Annotated in this window: 12 protein-coding genes and 1 tRNA gene; all 13 read left to right on the forward strand. The window is 66.5% G+C overall.

Going from position 1 to position 19005, the window contains the following annotated elements; translation table 11 throughout:
• Window positions 1-753: 753 nt before the first annotated feature.
• Window positions 754-830: transfer RNA gene (locus tag F6X51_RS26495), tRNA-Trp, on the forward strand.
• Window positions 831-989: 159 nt separating this feature from the next.
• On the forward strand, window positions 990-1286 hold the full coding sequence (gene secE / locus F6X51_RS26500; RefSeq protein WP_150966913.1) for a preprotein translocase subunit SecE: 297 nt from the start codon (window positions 990-992) through the stop codon (window positions 1284-1286).
• A 59-nt stretch (window positions 1287-1345) separates the two neighbouring features.
• On the forward strand, window positions 1346-1879 hold the full coding sequence (nusG, locus tag F6X51_RS26505) for a transcription termination/antitermination protein NusG (RefSeq protein WP_150966914.1): 534 nt from the start codon (window positions 1346-1348) through the stop codon (window positions 1877-1879).
• Window positions 1880-2072: 193 nt separating this feature from the next.
• Window positions 2073-2522 carry a 50S ribosomal protein L11 gene (rplK, locus tag F6X51_RS26510; protein ID WP_150966892.1) on the forward strand — a complete coding sequence of 150 codons (450 nt, stop codon included), beginning with the start codon at window positions 2073-2075 and terminating at the stop codon, window positions 2520-2522.
• Window positions 2523-2533: 11 nt separating this feature from the next.
• Window positions 2534-3232 carry a 50S ribosomal protein L1 gene (rplA, locus tag F6X51_RS26515; RefSeq protein ID WP_150966894.1) on the forward strand — a complete coding sequence of 233 codons (699 nt, stop codon included), beginning with the start codon at window positions 2534-2536 and terminating at the stop codon, window positions 3230-3232.
• 205 nt (window positions 3233-3437) lie between these two features.
• Entirely contained in the window at window positions 3438-5066 is a 1629-nt protein-coding gene (locus F6X51_RS26520; RefSeq protein WP_150966896.1) for a B12-binding domain-containing radical SAM protein, read from the forward strand.
• A 539-nt stretch (window positions 5067-5605) separates the two neighbouring features.
• The gene (gene rplJ, locus F6X51_RS26525; protein ID WP_150966899.1) at window positions 5606-6124 is read left to right on the forward strand and encodes a 50S ribosomal protein L10; all 519 of its coding nucleotides are present in this window, start codon (window positions 5606-5608) and stop codon (window positions 6122-6124) included.
• Between the two features lie 60 nt (window positions 6125-6184).
• Entirely contained in the window at window positions 6185-6565 is a 381-nt protein-coding gene (gene rplL / locus F6X51_RS26530) for a 50S ribosomal protein L7/L12 (protein ID WP_150966901.1), read from the forward strand.
• Between the two features lie 245 nt (window positions 6566-6810).
• On the forward strand, window positions 6811-10938 hold the full coding sequence (gene rpoB, locus F6X51_RS26535; protein WP_150966903.1) for a DNA-directed RNA polymerase subunit beta: 4128 nt from the start codon (window positions 6811-6813) through the stop codon (window positions 10936-10938).
• 175 nt (window positions 10939-11113) lie between these two features.
• Complete coding sequence (rpoC, locus tag F6X51_RS26540) at window positions 11114-15322, forward strand: DNA-directed RNA polymerase subunit beta' (protein WP_150966905.1); 4209 nt, start codon at window positions 11114-11116, stop codon at window positions 15320-15322.
• A 467-nt stretch (window positions 15323-15789) separates the two neighbouring features.
• Window positions 15790-16161, forward strand: a complete 372-nt coding sequence (rpsL, locus tag F6X51_RS26545; protein ID WP_150966907.1) for a 30S ribosomal protein S12 — start codon at window positions 15790-15792, stop codon at window positions 16159-16161.
• 103 nt (window positions 16162-16264) lie between these two features.
• Window positions 16265-16735 (forward strand): 30S ribosomal protein S7, encoded by a 471-nt coding sequence (rpsG, locus tag F6X51_RS26550; RefSeq protein ID WP_150966909.1) that lies wholly within the window; start codon window positions 16265-16267, stop codon window positions 16733-16735.
• Window positions 16736-16766: 31 nt separating this feature from the next.
• Complete coding sequence (fusA, locus tag F6X51_RS26555) at window positions 16767-18842, forward strand: elongation factor G (protein WP_150966911.1); 2076 nt, start codon at window positions 16767-16769, stop codon at window positions 18840-18842.
• Window positions 18843-19005: the final 163 nt, after the last annotated feature.

The following is a 19005-nucleotide window of genomic DNA, read 5'->3' on the forward strand; positions in this document are numbered from 1 at the left end:
GCGCTTCGCCATCCGCGAGGGCGGACGCACCGTCGGTGCCGGCGTCGTCGCCGCAATCAACGAGTAAGGGAAGCGTCGCGGCGCAGGAACACACCTGAGCCGCGACTTTCCGTGACGCGATTTCCCGCTTGCCTTGTGCAGATCAGCACAAGCGCGTGGGTGAGCAGATTATCGCCGGCCTTCGTCTCGACGAAGCGCCGGCGAAACTGTTTCGACGGGGCCCTCGAACTTCGACCGGGGCCCGGATCCCTGCGATCGTTCCGCCCCCTGTCCCGCCGCGTCGTCCCGCGGGCCATGCGCCCGGCTTGCGAAGATCCTCCCGGATCCCGATCCGCGTCAGATCCGGGTCCGGCCGACCCGCGGTCGAGGCCGCCTCGAACGAGGCGGCGATCTTCCTCGTCCTTGCGGACGGCAAACCCGTCTTCGCGATGATGATGACGAGGACGGCTACGACGCCGCGGGCCTCCTGCTGCCGGGCTACCGCGCCGAGATTCGCCGCGCCCGCGACGCCGACGCGATCGCTGCGCCCGCACCGACGCGCGACCGCCTCCCGGGGCGACCCTCGCGGGCTTCGCGGCGAATGCCCGTGAGCAGCCGAACCGGGCGCCCGATCTGCGCAGGGACGAGCGGTTTCACATCGATCGAGAGGGCTTGCGGCCGCTCGACACACGCGAAGGCGCCGACCACCGCGCCGTTGAGGCGGCCTCGCCCCCTTGCGCGCCGCCGTCCAATGAGGCATGGAGCGTGGCGCCTAGGAGTGTAGCTCAACTGGTCAGAGCGCCGGTCTCCAAAACCGGAGGTTGCGGGTTCGAGTCCCTCCACTCCTGCCAGTCTGCTTCTCTCCCGTTCCATGCCCTGTCGACAAGCCGTCGGACTTGCGCTAGAGCGGGCGCACTCCGAGATCGATGACGGCCGTCGGTGCGGGCTTCCCGGAAGCCCAGGCGCCGCGGTTTCTCCGTTCTCGGGCAGTTTTCCCGGTTCTTGGCGCCATGGCATCGAACGAAGCGACGAAGAAAATGGATGTGACGCGTGGTACCCCGCGCGGATCGTCGACGCCGACGCCGCCGCGCCAGACCCCGCCGGCGCGGCCCGCGCCGAAGCGCACCGGTCCGCTGGAATTCCTGAACCAGGTGCGCGACGAGGGCCGCAAGGTCACGTGGCCGACCCGCAAGGAGACCACCGTGACCACCATTATGGTGTTCATCATGGTGGTGCTCGCGAGCCTGTTCTTCACCGTGGTCGATCAGGCCATGCGCTACCTCGTCGGCCTGGTCCTCGGGGTCTGAGAATTTCCTTCGGCCCGTCCCCCGGGACGGCAGCCGGAAGCCTGGAGTTGATCGCAACCGTGTCGAAGCGCTGGTACATCGTCCACGCCTACTCGAACTTCGAGAACAAGGTCGCCCAGTCCATCAAGGACCAGGCGGCGCAGCGCGGACTCCTGGAGCTCTTCGACGAGGTGATGGTCCCGACCGAGAAGGTCACGGAGGTGCGCCGGGGCCGCAAGGTCGATGCCGAGCGCAAGTTCTTCCCCGGCTACGTGCTGGTGAAGTGCGACCTGACGGACGAGGTCTACCACCTCATCAAGAACACCCCGAAGGTGACGGGCTTCCTCGGCGCCGACAAGTCGAAGCCGGTCCCGATCCCCGACGCCGAGGCGGAGCGCATCAAGGGCCAGGTCGCCGAGGGCGTCGACCGGCCGAAGCCCTCGATCTCCTTCGAGATCGGCGAGACGGTGCGCGTGGCCGACGGCCCGTTCGCCTCCTTCAACGGCACCGTCGAGGAGATCGACGAGAGCCGCTCCCGCCTCAAGGTCGCCGTGTCGATCTTCGGCCGGGCGACGCCGGTGGAGCTCGAATACGCCCAGGTCGAGAAGGCCTGAGATCGCTCTCGGAATCGGTCGGAGCCGAGGCTCGGACCGTTAGGCCGCGACCCGGATCGAACGGGCCGGCATCACGCGCGGGAGGTCCGCCCGGTTCGCCGCCGGGATCCTCGGACCGCACCGCGACCTGCAACCGTCCGACCCGCCGGAGCCTTAGGCAGCCCGGTGGCGGGCAAGAATTGGGAGCAGTCCCATGGCGAAGAAGATCACGGGCTACGTGAAGCTTCAGGTCCCGGCCGGCGCCGCCAACCCGTCGCCGCCGATCGGCCCCGCGCTCGGTCAGCGCGGCCTCAACATCATGGAATTCTGCAAGGCCTTCAACGCGAAGACCGCGCAGATCGAGAAGGGCACCCCGATCCCGGTCGTCATCACGGCCTACCAGGATCGCAGCTTCACCTTCGAGATGAAGCAGCCCCCGGTCACCTTCTTCCTGAAGAAGGCGGCGGGCTTGAAGATCGGCAAGAAGCCCGCCTCCGGCTCGAAGACTCCGGGCAAGGGCCCAACCGTCGGCAAGGTCACCGAGGCTCAGCTCCGCGAGATCGCGGAGAAGAAGATGCCCGACCTCAACTGCGATTCGGTCGATGCCGCCGTCGCGATGATCCGTGGCTCCGCGCGGGCCATGGGCCTCGACGTCGTCGCGTAAGGGAGGGCAAGATGGCACATGAAGGCAAGCGCATCCGCGCCGCCCGCGAGGGCATCGAGCCGCTGAAGCTCTACCCGATCGACGAAGCGATCAAGCTCGTGAAGGCGAAGGCCAGCGCCAAGTTCGACGAGACCGTCGAGGTCTCGATGAATCTCGGCGTCGACCCGCGCCACGCCGACCAGATGGTCCGCGGCGTCTGCAACCTGCCGAACGGGTCGGGCCGGACGGTTCGCGTGGCGGTCTTCGCCCGCGGCGCCAAGGCGGACGACGCCCGCGCGGCCGGTGCCGACATCGTCGGCGCCGAGGACCTCCTCGAGATCGTCCAGAGCGGCAAGATCGAGTTCGACCGCTGCATCGCGACCCCGGACATGATGCCGCTCGTCGGCCGTCTCGGTAAGGTGCTGGGCCCGCGCGGCCTGATGCCGAACCCGAAGGTCGGCACCGTCACGATGGACGTGAAGGGTGCGGTCGCGGGCGCCAAGGGCGGCTCCGTCGAGTTCCGCGTCGAGAAGGCGGGCATCGTGCACGCCGGCATCGGCAAGGTCTCCTTCGACGAGGCCAAGCTGGTCGAGAACATCAAGGCGTTCGCCGATGCGGTGGCCAAGGCCAAGCCCGCCGGCGCCAAGGGCACCTACATCCAGCGCATCGCCGTCACCTCGACGATGGGCCCGGGCGTGAAGGTCGAGCCGACGACTGTCCTGACGGTCTGACCGCCTGAGAAGACGGGCCGGTTCTCCGGAACCGGCGGGGCAAGCGCCCGGCTCCTGCCCCGGAGCCGGGCGCTTCGCGTTGCGGGCGCCGTGCAACCCTCGAGAGGCTGTGATCGGCCATGGCCGGACCCGGCGTCCTGCCATGGGTGAAATCCATCGTCCGAGGGGGGACGCTTTCGGCTCAGCCTGTGCTAGATACCGGCCCATGCGATGCTCCCTTGCCGTCACCACCGTGAGACGCATCCTCTGCGTCTTTCCCGCCTACACCCCCTCCTTCGGCACATTCTCGCACGCCTACCCATTGATGGGGGGCGTCAAGGCCTTCATGCCTCCGCAGGGCCTTCTCCTGATCGCGGCCTACATGCCGGAATCCTGGGAGTGCCGGTTCATCGACGAGAACATCCGCCGAGCGACCCCCGAGGAATTCGCCTGGACCGACGCGGTGTTCGTGTCGGGCATGCATATCCAGGCGCCGCAGATCCGTGACATCAACGCCCGGGCCCATGCGGCCGGCAAGGTCACGGTGCTGGGAGGTCCCTCGGTCTCCGGCTCGCCCGAGCAGTACCCGGACTTCGACTACCTGCATCTCGGCGAGATCGGCGACGCCACCGACCAGCTCGTCGCGATCCTCGACCGCGACGTCGCGATCCCTGCGAGCCAAGTCAGGCTCGAGACGCAGGACCGCCTCGCGCTCGCGGACTTTCCCGCCCCCGCCTACGAAGCCGCACCGCTCAAGCGCTACCTGATCGGCTCGCTCCAGTTCTCCTCCGGCTGCCCCTATCGCTGCGAGTTCTGCGACATCCCGCAGCTCTACGGGCGCCAGCCCCGTCTCAAGACGCCCGAGCAGATGTGCGCCGAGCTTGACGCCATCATCGCCCAGCCCGGCCATCCGGCGGTGGTCTACTTCGTCGACGACAACTTCATCGGCAACCGCAAGGCCACCAAGGACATGCTGCCCCACCTCGTGGCGTGGCAGAAGGCGAACAGCTACCCGCTTCAATTCGCCTGCGAAGCGACGCTGAACATGGCCAAGCAGCCGGACATCCTCGCGCTGATGCGCGAGGCGAACTTCATGACGGTCTTCGTCGGGATCGAGACCCCCGAGGAGGAGGCCCTCGCGGGCATCGACAAGAAGCACAATGCCGCCGTGCCGATGTACGAGGCCATCGAGACCCTCAACGGCTACGGGCTCGAGGTGACCTCCGGGATCATCCTCGGGCTCGACAGCGACACCGAGGCGTCCGAGGACAAACTCATCGACTTCATCGATCGCTCCGGCATCCCGGTCCTCACGATCAACCTGCTCCAGGCCCTGCCGAAGACGCCCCTGTGGGATCGCCTCACCCGCGAGGGCCGCCTGGTGCACGATGCCGCCCTCGAGTCGAACGTCCTGTTCAAGCGGCCCCACGACGATGTCGTGGCAAGCTGGCGCAAGGCCATCGCCCACGCCTACACGCCCGAGAAGATCTTCGACCGCTTCCGGTATCAGGTCGACACCACCTATCCGCACCGGATCAAGACGCCGACCAAGGGCAAGCTGACCCGGACCAACCTGCGCCGCGGGCTCGTCCTCGGCTTCAACATCGTCCTGCGGGTCGGCATCCTGTCGGATTACCGGCGCCCGTTCTGGCGGGCGGCCGGGCACGCGTTGCGCCGCGGGCAGATCGAGGCGGTGTTCAACATGGGCTTCGTGGCCCATCACCTGATCCGCTTCACCCGCGAGGCCCTGCGCGGCGAGCACAACGCCTCGTTCTACGCGGCCAAGGCGGAGCAGCGCGAGCACGAGCGCAACCGCCCGTGGTGGCAGGCGGCGCGACGCTTCCTTCCGACCTGAGCCGGAGGGCGGCATCGGCCGAGCGGCATCGAACCCGCGGACCACGCCTGCAAGCTCCGCTTGCCTGCGACGGAATTGTCGCGCGCGGGTACTTGGCAGGCGCCTTGCTAGGCTCTATACACCGCGCTCCACGATATTCGCTTTGAGGTTCGGAGCCGGTCGTACAACCGCGCTCCGTTTGAGATGTCGTCTGGGCAACCAGACGACGATGGCCGGAAGGACCTGTGAGGCGGAATGCTTCTCAGGGCCGTGTCCGGCCATGTCCTGTCCGAGACTGCAGGCGCCGGGCGACCGGCTTAATCGGAGAAAGCCTGCACAGACGGGGAAGACCGAATTCCACACCCTCGCCAGCTTGCATCCGCGGGACGGCGAGGTATCGGTTTGAACCATCTCGCCCATGCCGTCCCTCGGGACGCCAGGGGACAGGGCCGTGAAGCGTCGCTCAGGACGTTCCGGCTTCTTTGAGGCCGAGATCCGTCCCGGGCGGCATGTGCAACCGGCGGACCCGAGATCGGGTTCCGCCAACCGGAGAGAGCCCAGTGGACAGGACAGCAAAAGCTGATCTCGTCTCGACGCTCAACGGCGTGTTCGCGAACACCGCCGTCGTCGTCGTGGCCCACTACAAGGGCCTCACGGTCGCCGACATGCAGAAGCTGCGCTCGCAGATGAAGCAGGCCGGCGCCACCGTGAAGGTCACGAAGAACCGCCTCGCCAACATCGCTCTCGATGGCACGGACGTCGCCTCCATCAAGCCCCTCCTGAAGGGCCCGACCCTGCTCGCCTATTCGAGCGATCCGGTCGCGGCCGCCAAGGTGGCGGTGGATTTCGCCAAGGCCAACGACAAGCTCGTGATCCTCGGTGGCGCCATGGGAACGACTGCCCTGAACCCGGACGGCGTGAAGGCCCTCGCCTCGCTCCCGTCCCTCGACGAACTGCGCGCCAAGATCGTGGGCCTCGTGCAGGCTCCCGCGACCAAGATCGCTCAGGTCGTCAATGCGCCGGCGGCCAAGCTCGCCCGCGTGTTCGGGGCCTATGCCAAGAAGGACGAAGCGGCCTGAGGGTCGGTTCACCCCCTTTCAAATCCAACCGTTCAAACCGATATCTAGAGGAACACAATCATGGCTGATCTTGCCAAGCTCGTTGACGACCTCTCGTCGCTGACCGTTCTCGAGGCCGCCGACCTCGCCAAGATGCTCGAAGAGAAGTGGGGCGTCTCGGCCGCTGCCGCCGTCGCCGTGGCTGCCGGCCCGGCCGCCGGGGGTGGCGCCGCCGCCGCCGTCGAGGAGCAGACCGAGTTCACGGTCGTGCTCGCCGCCGCTGGCGAGAAGAAGATCGAGGTCATCAAGGAGGTCCGGGCGATCACCGGCCTCGGCCTCAAGGAGGCCAAGGACCTCGTCGAGGGTGCGCCGAAGCCCGTCAAGGAATCCGTCACCAAGGACGAGGCCGAGAAGCTCAAGGCTCAGCTCGAGAAGGCCGGCGCCAAGGTCGAGCTCAAGTAAGACTCAGATGGGCCGTCTCCGGCCCATCACCGCACGGCGGGCTGGCCTCAGCCTGTCGTGACCGGAGCCCGCGGGTGTTCTCACCCGCGGGCTAAGGTCGCTTCGGGCGGCCGGTGGATCCTGGGACGGGTCCGGTCGGAATTCAGTTTCGGGTGAGGCGGTCCGGCGGGGCGCGCTTCACGGTCCGGTGCGGGAAGGCAGCTTTCCCCGGGCAACCAGGACGCGGGATGGTGGAGCGAGGTCACATGGCCAATACGCTGGTCGGTCGCAAGCGCATTCGCAAGTTCTTCGGCAAGATCCGGGAAGTCGCCGAGATGCCGAATCTCATCGAGGTTCAGAAGGCATCCTACGACCAGTTTCTGATGGTGGACGAGCCCGAGGGCGGGCGCGCCGACGAGGGTCTGCAGACGGTCTTCAAGTCCGTGTTCCCGATCTCGGACTTCTCCTCGACCGCGCTGCTCGAGTTCGTGCGCTACACCTTCGAGCCGCCGAAATACGACGTCGACGAGTGCCGGCAGCGTGGGATCACCTTCGCGGCGCCGCTCAAGGTGACGCTGCGGCTGATCGTGTTCGATGTGGATCCGGATACGGGTGCCAAGTCCGTCAAGGATATCAAGGAGCAGGACGTCTACATGGGCGACATGCCCCTGATGACGGAGAACGGCACCTTCATCGTCAACGGCACCGAGCGCGTCATCGTCTCGCAGATGCACCGCTCGCCGGGTGTGTTCTTCGACCACGACAAGGGCAAGACGCACTCGAGCGGGAAGCTGCTGTTTGCCGCCCGCATCATCCCGTATCGCGGCTCCTGGCTCGACGTCGAGTTCGACGCCAAGGACATCGTGCACGTGCGCATCGACCGGAAGCGCAAGCTGCCCGTCACCTCGCTCCTGTTCGCCCTCGGCCTCGACGGCGAGGAGATCCTGTCGACCTTCTACAACCGCGTGGTCTATGACCGTGACGGCGCGGATTGGCGCGTGCCGTTCGACGCGGAGCGCCTGAAGGGCTTCAAGGCCTCCGTCGACCTGATCGACGCCGATTCCGGCGAGGTCGTCCTCGAGGCCGGCAAGAAGCTGAATGCCCGCAACGCCCGCCAGATCGGCGAGAAGGGCACGAAGTTCCTGAAGGCCACGGACGAGGATCTGGTCGGCCAGTACATCGCCGAGGACCTCGTCAACGGGAAGACCGGCGAGATCTGGGCCGAGGCCGGCGACGAGATCTCCGAGAAGCTCCTCAAGAGCCTCGAGGATGTCGGCGTCTCCGAATTGCCGGTGCTCGACATCGATCACGTCAATGTCGGTCCCTACATCCGCAACACGCTCGCGGTGGACAAGAACTCGGGCCGCGAGGGCGCGCTGTTCGACATCTACCGCGTCATGCGCCCTGGCGAGCCGCCGACCCTCGACACCGCCGAGGCGATGTTCCACTCGCTGTTCTTCGATTCCGAGCGCTACGACCTCTCCGCGGTCGGCCGCGTGAAGATGAACATGCGCCTCGACCTCGACGCCGCCGACACGGTGCGCACCCTCCGCAAGGAGGACATGCTCGCCGTCGTCAAGGCGCTCGTCGACCTGCGCGACGGCAAGGGTGAGATCGACGACATCGACCATCTCGGCAACCGCCGGGTGCGCTCGGTCGGCGAGCTCATGGAGAACCAGTACCGCTTGGGTCTCCTGCGCATGGAGCGCGCCATCAAGGAGCGGATGTCGTCCGTCGACATCGACACCGTGATGCCGCAGGACCTGATCAACGCGAAGCCCGCGGCCGCGGCCGTGCGCGAGTTCTTCGGCTCGTCGCAGCTCTCGCAGTTCATGGACCAGACCAACCCGCTCTCGGAGGTCACCCACAAGCGCCGCCTCTCGGCCCTCGGCCCGGGCGGCCTGACCCGCGAGCGCGCCGGCTTCGAGGTGCGCGACGTGCACCCGACCCATTACGGCCGCATCTGCCCGATCGAGACGCCGGAGGGCCCGAATATCGGCCTGATCAACTCGCTCGCCACCTTCGCGCGCGTGAACAAGTACGGCTTCATCGAGACCCCGTTCCGTCGCGTGAAGGACGGCGTCGTCACGACCGAGGTCGCCTATCTCTCCGCCATGGAGGAGGCGAAGTACTACGTCGCCCAGGCCAACGCCCAGATGGACGAGAACTTCAAGCTGACGGAGGACCTCGTGGTCTGCCGTCGCGCGGGCGAAGTCATCGTCGTCGGCCCCGAGCGGGTCGACCTCATGGACGTGTCGCCGAAGCAGCTCGTCTCGGTCGCGGCCGCGCTGATCCCGTTCCTCGAGAACGACGACGCGAACCGCGCCCTGATGGGTTCGAACATGCAGCGCCAGGCGGTGCCCCTCGTCCGGGCCGACGCGCCGTTCGTCGGCACCGGCATGGAAGCGGTCGTCGCCCGCGATTCGGGGGCGGCGATCGCCGCGCGCCGCACCGGCATCGTCGATCAGGTGGACGCCACCCGCATCGTCATCCGGGCGACCGAGGAGGCCGACGCCACCAAGCCCGGCGTCGACATCTACCGCCTGCAGAAGTTCCAGCGCTCCAACCAGTCGACCTGCATCACGCAGAAGCCGCTGGTGCGCGTCGGAGAGCCCGTCAAGAAGGGCGAGATCATCGCCGACGGTCCCTCGACCGAGTTCGGCGAGCTCGCCCTCGGCCGCAACGTGCTCGTCGCGTTCATGCCCTGGAACGGCTACAACTTCGAGGACTCGATCCTGCTCTCCGAGCGGATCGTGAAGGATGACGTGTTCACCTCGATCCACATCGAGGAATTCGAGGTGATGGCCCGCGATACCAAGCTGGGCCCGGAGGAGATCACCCGCGACATCCCGAACGTCTCGGAGGAGGCGCTGAAGAACCTCGACGAGGCCGGCATCGTCTATATCGGCGCCGAGGTCCACGCGGGCGACATCCTGGTCGGCAAGATCACCCCGAAGGGCGAGAGCCCGATGACGCCGGAGGAGAAGCTCCTGCGCGCCATCTTCGGCGAGAAGGCCTCGGATGTCCGCGACACGTCCCTGCGCGTCCCGCCGGGCGTCACCGGCACCATCGTCGAGGTGCGGGTGTTCAACCGCCACGGCGTCGACAAGGACGAGCGCGCCCAGGCCATCGAGCGCGAGGAGATCGAGCGTCTCGCCAAGGACCGCGACGACGAGCAGGCGATCCTCGACCGCAACACCTATGCCCGCCTGGCGCAGGTGCTGGTGGGGCAGTCCCCGATCGCCGGGCCGAAGGGATTCCGCAAGGACACCACGCTGACCCGCGAGGGGCTGAACGACTACCCGCGCTCGCAATGGTGGCAGTTCGCTGTCGTCGACGACCGTCTCATGACCGAGATGGAGGCGATGCAGAAGCAGTACGACGAGTCGAAGAAGCGCCTTGAGCAGCGCTTCCTCGACAAGGTCGAGAAGCTGCAGCGCGGCGACGAGCTTCCGCCCGGCGTGATGAAGATGGTCAAGGTCTTCGTCGCCGTGAAGCGCAAGATCCAGCCCGGCGACAAGATGGCGGGCCGCCACGGCAACAAGGGTGTCGTCTCGCGGATCGTGCCGATCGAGGACATGCCGTTCCTGGAGGACGGGACGCATGCCGATATCGTGCTGAACCCCCTCGGCGTCCCGAGCCGCATGAATGTCGGCCAGATCCTGGAGACGCATCTGGGCTGGGCGGCGGCGGGTCTCGGCCGCAAGGTCTCGAAGGCGGTCGATGCCTACCTGCGCAATCAGGACATCGCCCCGCTGCGCGAGGAGATGCAGAGCATCTACGCGCCGGCCGAGATCGAGGGTCTCACCGACGAGGACATGCTGGAGGTCGGCAACAACCTTCGCCGCGGCGTACCCATGGCGACGCCGGTCTTCAACGGCGCCAAGGAGGCCGACATCGAGGCGATGCTGGAGATGGCGGGTCTCGACCGCTCGGGCCAGTCGACCCTCTACGACGGGCGCACGGGCGAGCCTTTCGACCGCAAGGTGACGATGGGCTACATCTACATGCTGAAGCTGCACCACCTCGTGGACGACAAGATCCACGCCCGCTCGATCGGTCCCTACTCGCTGGTCACCCAGCAGCCGCTCGGCGGAAAGGCGCAGTTCGGCGGCCAGCGCTTCGGCGAGATGGAGGTCTGGGCGCTCGAGGCCTACGGCGCGGCCTACACGCTGCAGGAGATGCTGACGGTGAAGTCCGACGACGTGGCCGGCCGCACCAAGGTCTACGAAGCCATCGTGCGCGGCGACGACACCTTCGAGGCGGGCATCCCCGAGAGCTTCAACGTTCTCGTCAAGGAGATGCGCTCGCTCGGCCTCAACGTCGAGCTCACGTCCTCGAAGCAATCGGCGGCGAACGACCAGATCGAGCCGCCCGCGGACGCGGCTGAGTAAGCCAAGGCGACACCTCCCGTGCCGGCCCGAGATGGCCGGCACGGTTCGAGCGGGGGAGGGGCAGGGCCTCCCGGAGAGACGACGGCCAGCAGCGCCTCAGCCGGGCGCTGCGCCAGGGGAAGTTTCAGTGCGCGGCAGCCCAGGCGCGGGGCGGCCCGCCAGCAAGGAGTAGATCATGAACCAAGAGGTCATGAATCTTTTCAACCAGCAGGCCCAGCCCCAGAGCTTCGATCAGATCAAGATTTCGATCTCGAGCCCCGAGAAGATCCTCTCGTGGTCCTACGGCGAGATCAAGAAGCCCGAAACCATCAACTACCGGACGTTTAAGCCCGAGCGGGACGGCCTCTTCTGCGCGCGCATCTTCGGGCCGATCAAGGACTATGAGTGCTTGTGCGGCAAGTACAAGCGCATGAAGTACAAGGGCGTCATCTGCGAGAAATGCGGCGTCGAGGTCACCCTCGCGCGCGTCCGGCGCGACCGCATGGGCCATATCGAACTCGCCGCCCCCGTCGCGCATATCTGGTTCCTGAAGTCCCTTCCGAGCCGCATCGGCCTGCTGCTCGACATGGCGCTGAAGGATCTCGAGCGCATCCTGTACTTCGAGTCCTACTGCGTCATCGAGCCGGGCCTCACCCCCCTCAAGGAGCGTCAGCTCCTGTCGGAGGAGGAGTACCTGCGCGCCCAGGAGGAGTACGGCGAGGATTCCTTCACCGCCATGATCGGCGCCGAGGCGATCCGCCGGATCCTGCAGGAGCTCGACCTCGAAGGCATCGCCAACTCGCTGCGCGAGGAGATTGCCACCACCACCTCCGAGCTCAAGCCCAAGAAGCTGCTCAAGCGCCTCAAGATCATCGAGGCGTTCCAGATGTCGGGCAACAAGCCCGAGTGGATGATCCTGACCGTGGTCCCGGTGATCCCGCCGGACCTGCGCCCGCTCGTTCCCCTGGACGGCGGCCGCTTCGCCACGTCCGATCTGAACGACCTCTACCGCCGCGTGATCAACCGCAACAATCGCCTGAAGCGGCTGATCGAGCTGCGCGCGCCCGACATCATCATCCGCAACGAGAAGCGGATGCTGCAGGAGGCCGTCGACGCCCTGTTCGACAACGGCCGCCGCGGCCGCGTCATCACGGGCGCCAACAAGCGTCCGCTGAAGTCCCTCGCCGACATGCTGAAGGGCAAGCAGGGCCGCTTCCGCCAGAACCTCCTCGGCAAGCGCGTCGACTATTCGGGCCGCTCGGTCATCGTGGTCGGCCCGGAGCTGAAGCTGCACCAGTGCGGCCTGCCGAAGAAGATGGCGCTGGAGCTGTTCAAGCCGTTCATCTACGCGCGCCTCGACGCCAAGGGCTTCTCGGCCACCGTCAAGCAGGCCAAGAAGCTCGTCGAGAAGGAGAAGCCGGAGGTCTGGGACATCCTCGATGAGGTGATCCGCGAGCACCCGGTGATGCTGAACCGCGCGCCGACGCTCCACCGCCTCGGCATCCAGGCCTTCGAGCCCAAGCTGATCGAGGGCAAGGCAATCCAGCTGCACCCGCTCGTCTGCGCGGCGTTCAACGCCGACTTCGACGGCGACCAGATGGCCGTGCACGTTCCCCTGAGCCTCGAGGCTCAGCTGGAAGCGCGCGTCCTGATGATGTCGACGAACAACATCCTGCACCCGGCCAACGGTCAGCCGATCATCGTGCCGTCGCAGGACATCGTCCTCGGCCTCTACTACCTGTCGATCGTCGCCGAGGGCGCCCCGGGCGCGTTCGATGGGGCCAGCAAGACCAACCCCATGCAGGGCGTCTACGGCAACATCGGCGAGCTCGAGCACGCGCTCGCGGCCAAGGCCGTCTCGCTGCACTCGAAGATCAAGTGGCGCTGGAAGGGCATCGGCCCGGACGGCGAGCCGCTGACGAAGACCTACGACACGACGCCGGGTCGCGTGATCCTGTCCGGCGTGCTGCCGCTGCATCCGAAGGTGCCCTTCGACATCGTCAACAAGCTGATGACGAAGAAGGAGATCTCCGCGATGATCGACACCGTCTACCGCCACTGCGGTCAGAAGGAGTCGGTGATCTTCTGCGACCGCATCATGGCGCTCGGCTTCTCCCACGCGTTCAAGGCCGGCATCTCGTTCGGCAAGGACGACATGGTGGTGCCGGACAACAAGTGGTCGATCGTCGACGATACCCGCGCGCTCGTGAAGGATTACGAGCAGCAGTACAATGACGGCCTGATCACCCAGGGCGAGAAGTACAACAAGGTCGTGGATGCCTGGGCGAAGTGCTCGGACAAGCTCGCGGCCGAGATGATGGGCCGGATCTCAGCGGTCCAGAAGGACGAGAACGGCGCCGACAAGCAGGTCAACTCGATCTACATGATGAGCCACTCCGGTGCGCGCGGCTCGCCGGCGCAGATGAAGCAGCTCGCGGCCATGCGCGGCCTCATGGCCAAGCCCTCGGGCGAGATCATCGAGACCCCGATCATCTCGAACTTCAAGGAAGGCCTCGACGTTCTCGAGTACTTCAACTCGACCCACGGCGCCCGCAAGGGCCTCGCCGACACGGCTCTGAAGACTGCGAATTCCGGCTACCTGACCCGCCGCCTCGTCGACGTGGCCCAGGACGCCGTCATCCGCGAGACGGATTGCGGCACGACCAACGGCATTAAGATGCGCGCCATCATCGATGCCGGCCAGGTCGTGGCGCCGCTCGCCATCCGCATCCTCGGCCGCGCCACGGCCGAGGATCTGATGGCGCAGGACGGCACCATCATCGTCAAGGCCGGAGAGACCATCGAGGAGCGCCATCTGCCCGCGATCGCGGCGGCCGGCATCCAGGAGGTGAAGATCCGCTCCGTGCTCGTCTGCCAGACGAAGAGCGGCGTCTGCGCCACCTGCTACGGGCGCGATCTGGCCCGCGGCACGCCCGTCAACATGGGCGAGGCCGTCGGCGTCATCGCGGCGCAGTCGATCGGCGAGCCGGGCACCCAGCTCACGATGCGCACCTTCCACATCGGCGGCGCCGCCCAGATCGCGGATTCGTCCTTCATCGAGTCGAGCTTCGAGGGTACCATCAAGATCCGCAACCGGGCGCTCGCCCGGAACACGGACGGTGACCTCGTCGCCACCGGCCGCAACGTGGCCGTGGTGATCATCGGGTCCGATGGGACGGAGCGCGCCGTGCACCGCCTGCAATACGGCGCCAGGGTGCGGGTCGACGAGGGCGACAAGGTCAAGCGCGGCCAGCGGATCGCCGAGTGGGACCCCTATACCCGTCCGATCATCACCGAGGCGGACGGCATCGTGGCCTACGAGGATCTCTACGATGGCCAGTCCATCACGGAGACCACCGACGAATCGACCGGCATCGCCAAGCGCGTCGTCATCGATTGGCGGGGCTCGGCACGCACCTCGGACCTGAAGCCGGCGATGATCGTCGTCGACGCCGACGGCAAGCCGATCAAGCTGCCGCGCGGATCGGACGCCCGCTACTTCCTGCCCGTCGACGCCATCATCGGCTTCGATCCGGGTGCGAAGGTGAAGGCCGGCGACATCCTGGCCCGCGTCTCGACGGATTCGGCCAAGACCCGCGACATCACCGGCGGTCTGCCGCGGGTGGCGGAGCTGTTCGAGGCCCGTCGTCCGAAGGATGCGGCGATCATCGCCGAGAAGTCGGGGACGATCCAGTTCGGCCGCGACTACAAGAACAAGCGCCGGCTGACGCTGACGCCGCACGACGGTTCGGACGCGGTCGAGTACCTGATCCCCAAGGGCAAGCACATCCACCTGCAGGACGGGGACGTGGTGGAGCTCGGCGACTACATCGTCGACGGCAATCCGGCGCCGCACGACATCCTGGCGATCAAGGGCGTGGAAGAGCTCGCAGCCTACCTCGTCAATGAGATCCAGGAGGTCTACCGGCTCCAGGGCGTGTCGATCAACGACAAGCACATCGAGGTCATCGTCCGGCAGATGCTGCAGAAGGTCGAGATCACCGACGGCGGCGATTCGGAGATCCTCACGGGAGACCAGATCGACCGTACCGAGCTTGCCGAGATCAACGAGAAGCTGATCGGCGAGGGCAAGAAGCCGGTCCAGGGCGTCCCGGTGCTGCTCGGCATCACCAAGGCCTCGCTGCAGACGAAGTCGTTCATCTCGGCGGCCTCGTTCCAGGAGACGACCCGCGTGCTCACCGAGGCCGCCGTCAACGGCAAGGTCGACACGCTGGAGGGCCTCAAGGAGAACGTCATCGTCGGCTCGCTCATCCCGGCCGGGACGGGCTCCATGGCGGCGGAGATCCGCGCCGTGGCACGCCGTCGCGACAAGATGATCCTCCAGCAGAAGGCCGCCGAGAGCGGCGCACACTCCCTCGAGGAGTTGCCGCCGGCGGCCGAGTAGGGGCCGCGACGACAGCGATAGGAGACAGCAAGGGCGGCCCACGGGCCGCCCTCCGCGTATCCAGCCTCCCGTGCCGCGAGGGCGCGGCGGAGCACAGGCTTTAACATCCGGTGAACCGCGAGATTATCGCCCCTGAACCATTGACGGACCGCCTGCCTGCGCGTAGAAGCGCGCCACTCCGGTGGATCGCAGCCGCTGACGGGCCGAAGCAACTGCTTCGCGGACCGTCGCCAGGTCGGCATCGGAGCTCACATCGCCTGACGTCCATGTCAGATCAGTAGGTACGAGCGCGCCTGCAAAACGGGGTGCTCCTCTGCCGACAGCGCGCCACGGGTCCTGACCGACCCCTGGCGCATATTCGTTTTGCGGGACATCCCACCGGGTGTCCGCTCGAGGTCCCGCGAGGGACGCAGTGACTAGAACGCGTGATCGTGGGACGCCCACGATCCTGAGGAAGAGGGCAGAGGATGCCGACGATCAACCAGCTGATCGCTCAGCCGCGCAAGGCGCAGAAGAGCCGCAACAAGGTGCCGGCGCTCGATGCCTGCCCGCAGAAGCGTGGCGTCTGCACCCGCGTCTACACGACGACCCCGAAGAAGCCGAACTCCGCGCTCCGCAAGGTCGCCAAGGTCCGGCTGACCAACGGGTTCGAGGTGATCGGCTACATCCCGGGTGAGGGCCACAACCTTCAGGAGCATTCCGTGGTGATGATCCGCGGCGGCCGCGTGAAGGATCTTCCCGGCGTGCGCTACCACATCCTGCGCGGCGTCCTCGACACGCAGGGCGTCAAGAACCGGAAGCAGCGCCGTTCGAAGTACGGCGCCAAGCGTCCGAAGTAAGATTTTCGCGCATCCCGTAAGGATGTCGCCGGCTCGGATCTGAGCTCAAGGCGGCCTGCGCGGGATGGTTTGATGTACCGAGAAGACCAGACGGAGCGCGCGCATGTCCCGCCGCCACAGTGCCGAGAAGCGTGAGATCATCCCGGACGCCAAGTACGGCGACGTCGTCCTCACCAAGTTCATGAATTCGATCATGTACGAGGGCAAGAAGTCGGTCGCCGAGCGGATCGTCTACGGCGCGTTCGACATCGTCGAGAACCGCGCCCGCGCGAACCCGATCGAGGTGTTCCGCGCCGCCCTCGAGAACGTCGCCCCGGCGATCGAGGTGCGTTCCCGCCGCGTCGGCGGCGCGACCTACCAGGTCCCCGTCGAGGTTCGCACCGAGCGCCGTCAGGCCCTGGCGATCCGCTGGCTGATCCAGGCCGCCCGCGGCCGGAACGACCGCACCATGATCGAGCGCCTCTCCGCAGAGCTGCTCGACGCCGCCAACAACCGCGGCAACGCCGTCAAGAAGCGGGAAGACACGCACCGGATGGCTGAAGCCAACCGCGCCTTCTCGCATTACCGCTGGTAAGCGGTCCAAGCCCCCTCTCAGGAGCACCCCGATGCCCCGCACGCACGCGATCGAGGACTACCGCAACTTCGGCATCATGGCACACATCGATGCCGGCAAGACCACGACGACCGAGCGGATCCTCTACTACACCGGAAAGTCCCATAAGATCGGCGAGGTCCACGAGGGCGCCGCCACCATGGACTGGATGGAGCAGGAGCAGGAGCGCGGCATCACCATCACGTCCGCCGCGACGACGTGCTTCTGGCGCGAGAAGCGCCTGAACATCATCGACACCCCCGGCCACGTGGATTTCACCATCGAGGTGGAGCGCTCGCTCCGCGTGCTCGACGGCGCCGTCTGCGTGCTCGACGGCAACCAGGGCGTCGAGCCCCAGACCGAGACCGTCTGGCGTCAGGCCGACAAGTACGACGTCCCGCGCGTCGTGTTCGTCAACAAGATGGACAAGATCGGCGCCGACTTCTTCAAGTGCGTCGCCGACATCATCGACCGCGTCGCCGGCAAGCCCGTCTGCCTGCAGCTGCCGATCGGCTCCGAGTCCAATTTCCAGGGCGTCATCGACCTCATCAAGATGAAGTCGATCGTCTGGTCGGGAGAAGCGCTCGGCGCGACCTTCACCGAGGGCGAGATCCCGGCGGACCTTCAGGATCAGGCGGTCGAGTACCGCACCAAGCTGGTCGAGGCCTGCGTCGAGCTCGACGACGACGCGATGGCCTCCTACCTCGACGGCACGGAGCCGGACGAGGAGACCCTGCGCAAGCTCGTGCGCAAGGCCGTGCAGTTGCGCGCCTTCCATCCCGTGCTCTGCGGCTCGGCCTTCAAGAACAAGGGCGTGCAGCCCCTCCTCGACGCCGTCGTGGATTACCTGCCCTCGCCCGCCGATCGCGGTGAGATCAAGGGCCTCGACTTCAAGACCGAGGAAGAGACCGTCCGTCATCCGACCGACAGCGATCCTTTCTCCATGCTCGCCTTCAAGATCATGGACGATCCCCATGTCGGCACGATCACCTTCTGCCGCGTCTACTCGGGCAAGATCGACTCGGGCGCCAACGTGCTCAACTCGAGCCGTGACAAGAAGGAGCGCGTCGGCCGCATGCTCCTGATGCACGCCAACAACCGTGAGGACGTGAAGGAAGCCTTCGCGGGCGACATCGTGGCGCTTGCGGGTCTCAAGGACACGCGCACGGGCGACACGCTGTGCGATCCGGTCAAGTCCGTGATCCTCGAGAAGATGGAGTTTCCCGAGCCCGTCATCGAGATCGCCGTCGAGCCGAAGTCGAAGGCCGACCAGGAGAAGCTCGGCATCGCGCTCTCGAAGCTCGCCGCCGAGGACCCGTCGTTCCGCGTCTCCACCGACCAGGAATCCGGCCAGACCATCCTTCGCGGGATGGGCGAGCTTCACCTCGACATCAAGGTCGACATCCTGCGCCGCACCTACAAGGTCGACGCGAATATCGGCCAGCCGCAGGTGGCGTATCGCGAGAAGCTGACGCGTCGTCAGGAGATCGACTACACCCACAAGAAGCAGACCGGCGGCACCGGCCAGTTCGCCCGCGTCAAGCTGGTGGTCGAGCCGAACGAGCCGGGCAAGGGCTTCGAGTTCGAGTCGAAGATCATCGGCGGCGCGGTTCCCAAGGAGTACATCCCGGGCGTCGAGAAGGGCCTCAACTCGGTCCTCGGCGCCGGCATCCTGGCGGGGTTCCCCGTCGTCGACATCAAGGTCGAGCTCATCGACGGCGCCTTCCACGACGTCGATTCCTCGGCGCTCGCCTTCGAGATCGCGTCCCGCGCGGCTCTGCGGGAAGCCCTCCAGAAGGGCGGATCGGTGCTGCTCGAGCCGGTGATGAAGGTCGAGGTCGTCTCGCCGGAGGACTACACCGGCTCGGTCATCGGCGACCTCAACTCACGCCGCGGCCAGATCCAGGGCCAGGACATGCGCGGCAACGCGAACGTCATCAACGCGATGGTGCCGCTCGCCAACATGTTCGGCTACGTGAACAACCTGCGCTCGATGTCTCAGGGCCGGGCAAACTTCACGATGCAATTCGACCATTACGAAGAGGTGCCGCGCGGCGAGGCCGACAAGGTCATCGCCAAGTACGCCTAAGCGAGAGCTCGGCGCACCGCGCACCACCCCACCCATCCGGGAAGCCGGCCTGACCGCGGGCCGCTTCCGCGAAACCCACCAAACCGGAGGCTCACATGGCCAAAGAGAAGTTTTCGCGCACGAAGCCGCACTGCAACATTGGAACGATCGGCCACGTTGACCA

Origin of the sequence: Methylobacterium planeticum (assembly GCF_008806345.1) — a bacterium.
Lineage (GTDB): Bacteria > Pseudomonadota > Alphaproteobacteria > Rhizobiales > Beijerinckiaceae > Methylobacterium > Methylobacterium planeticum.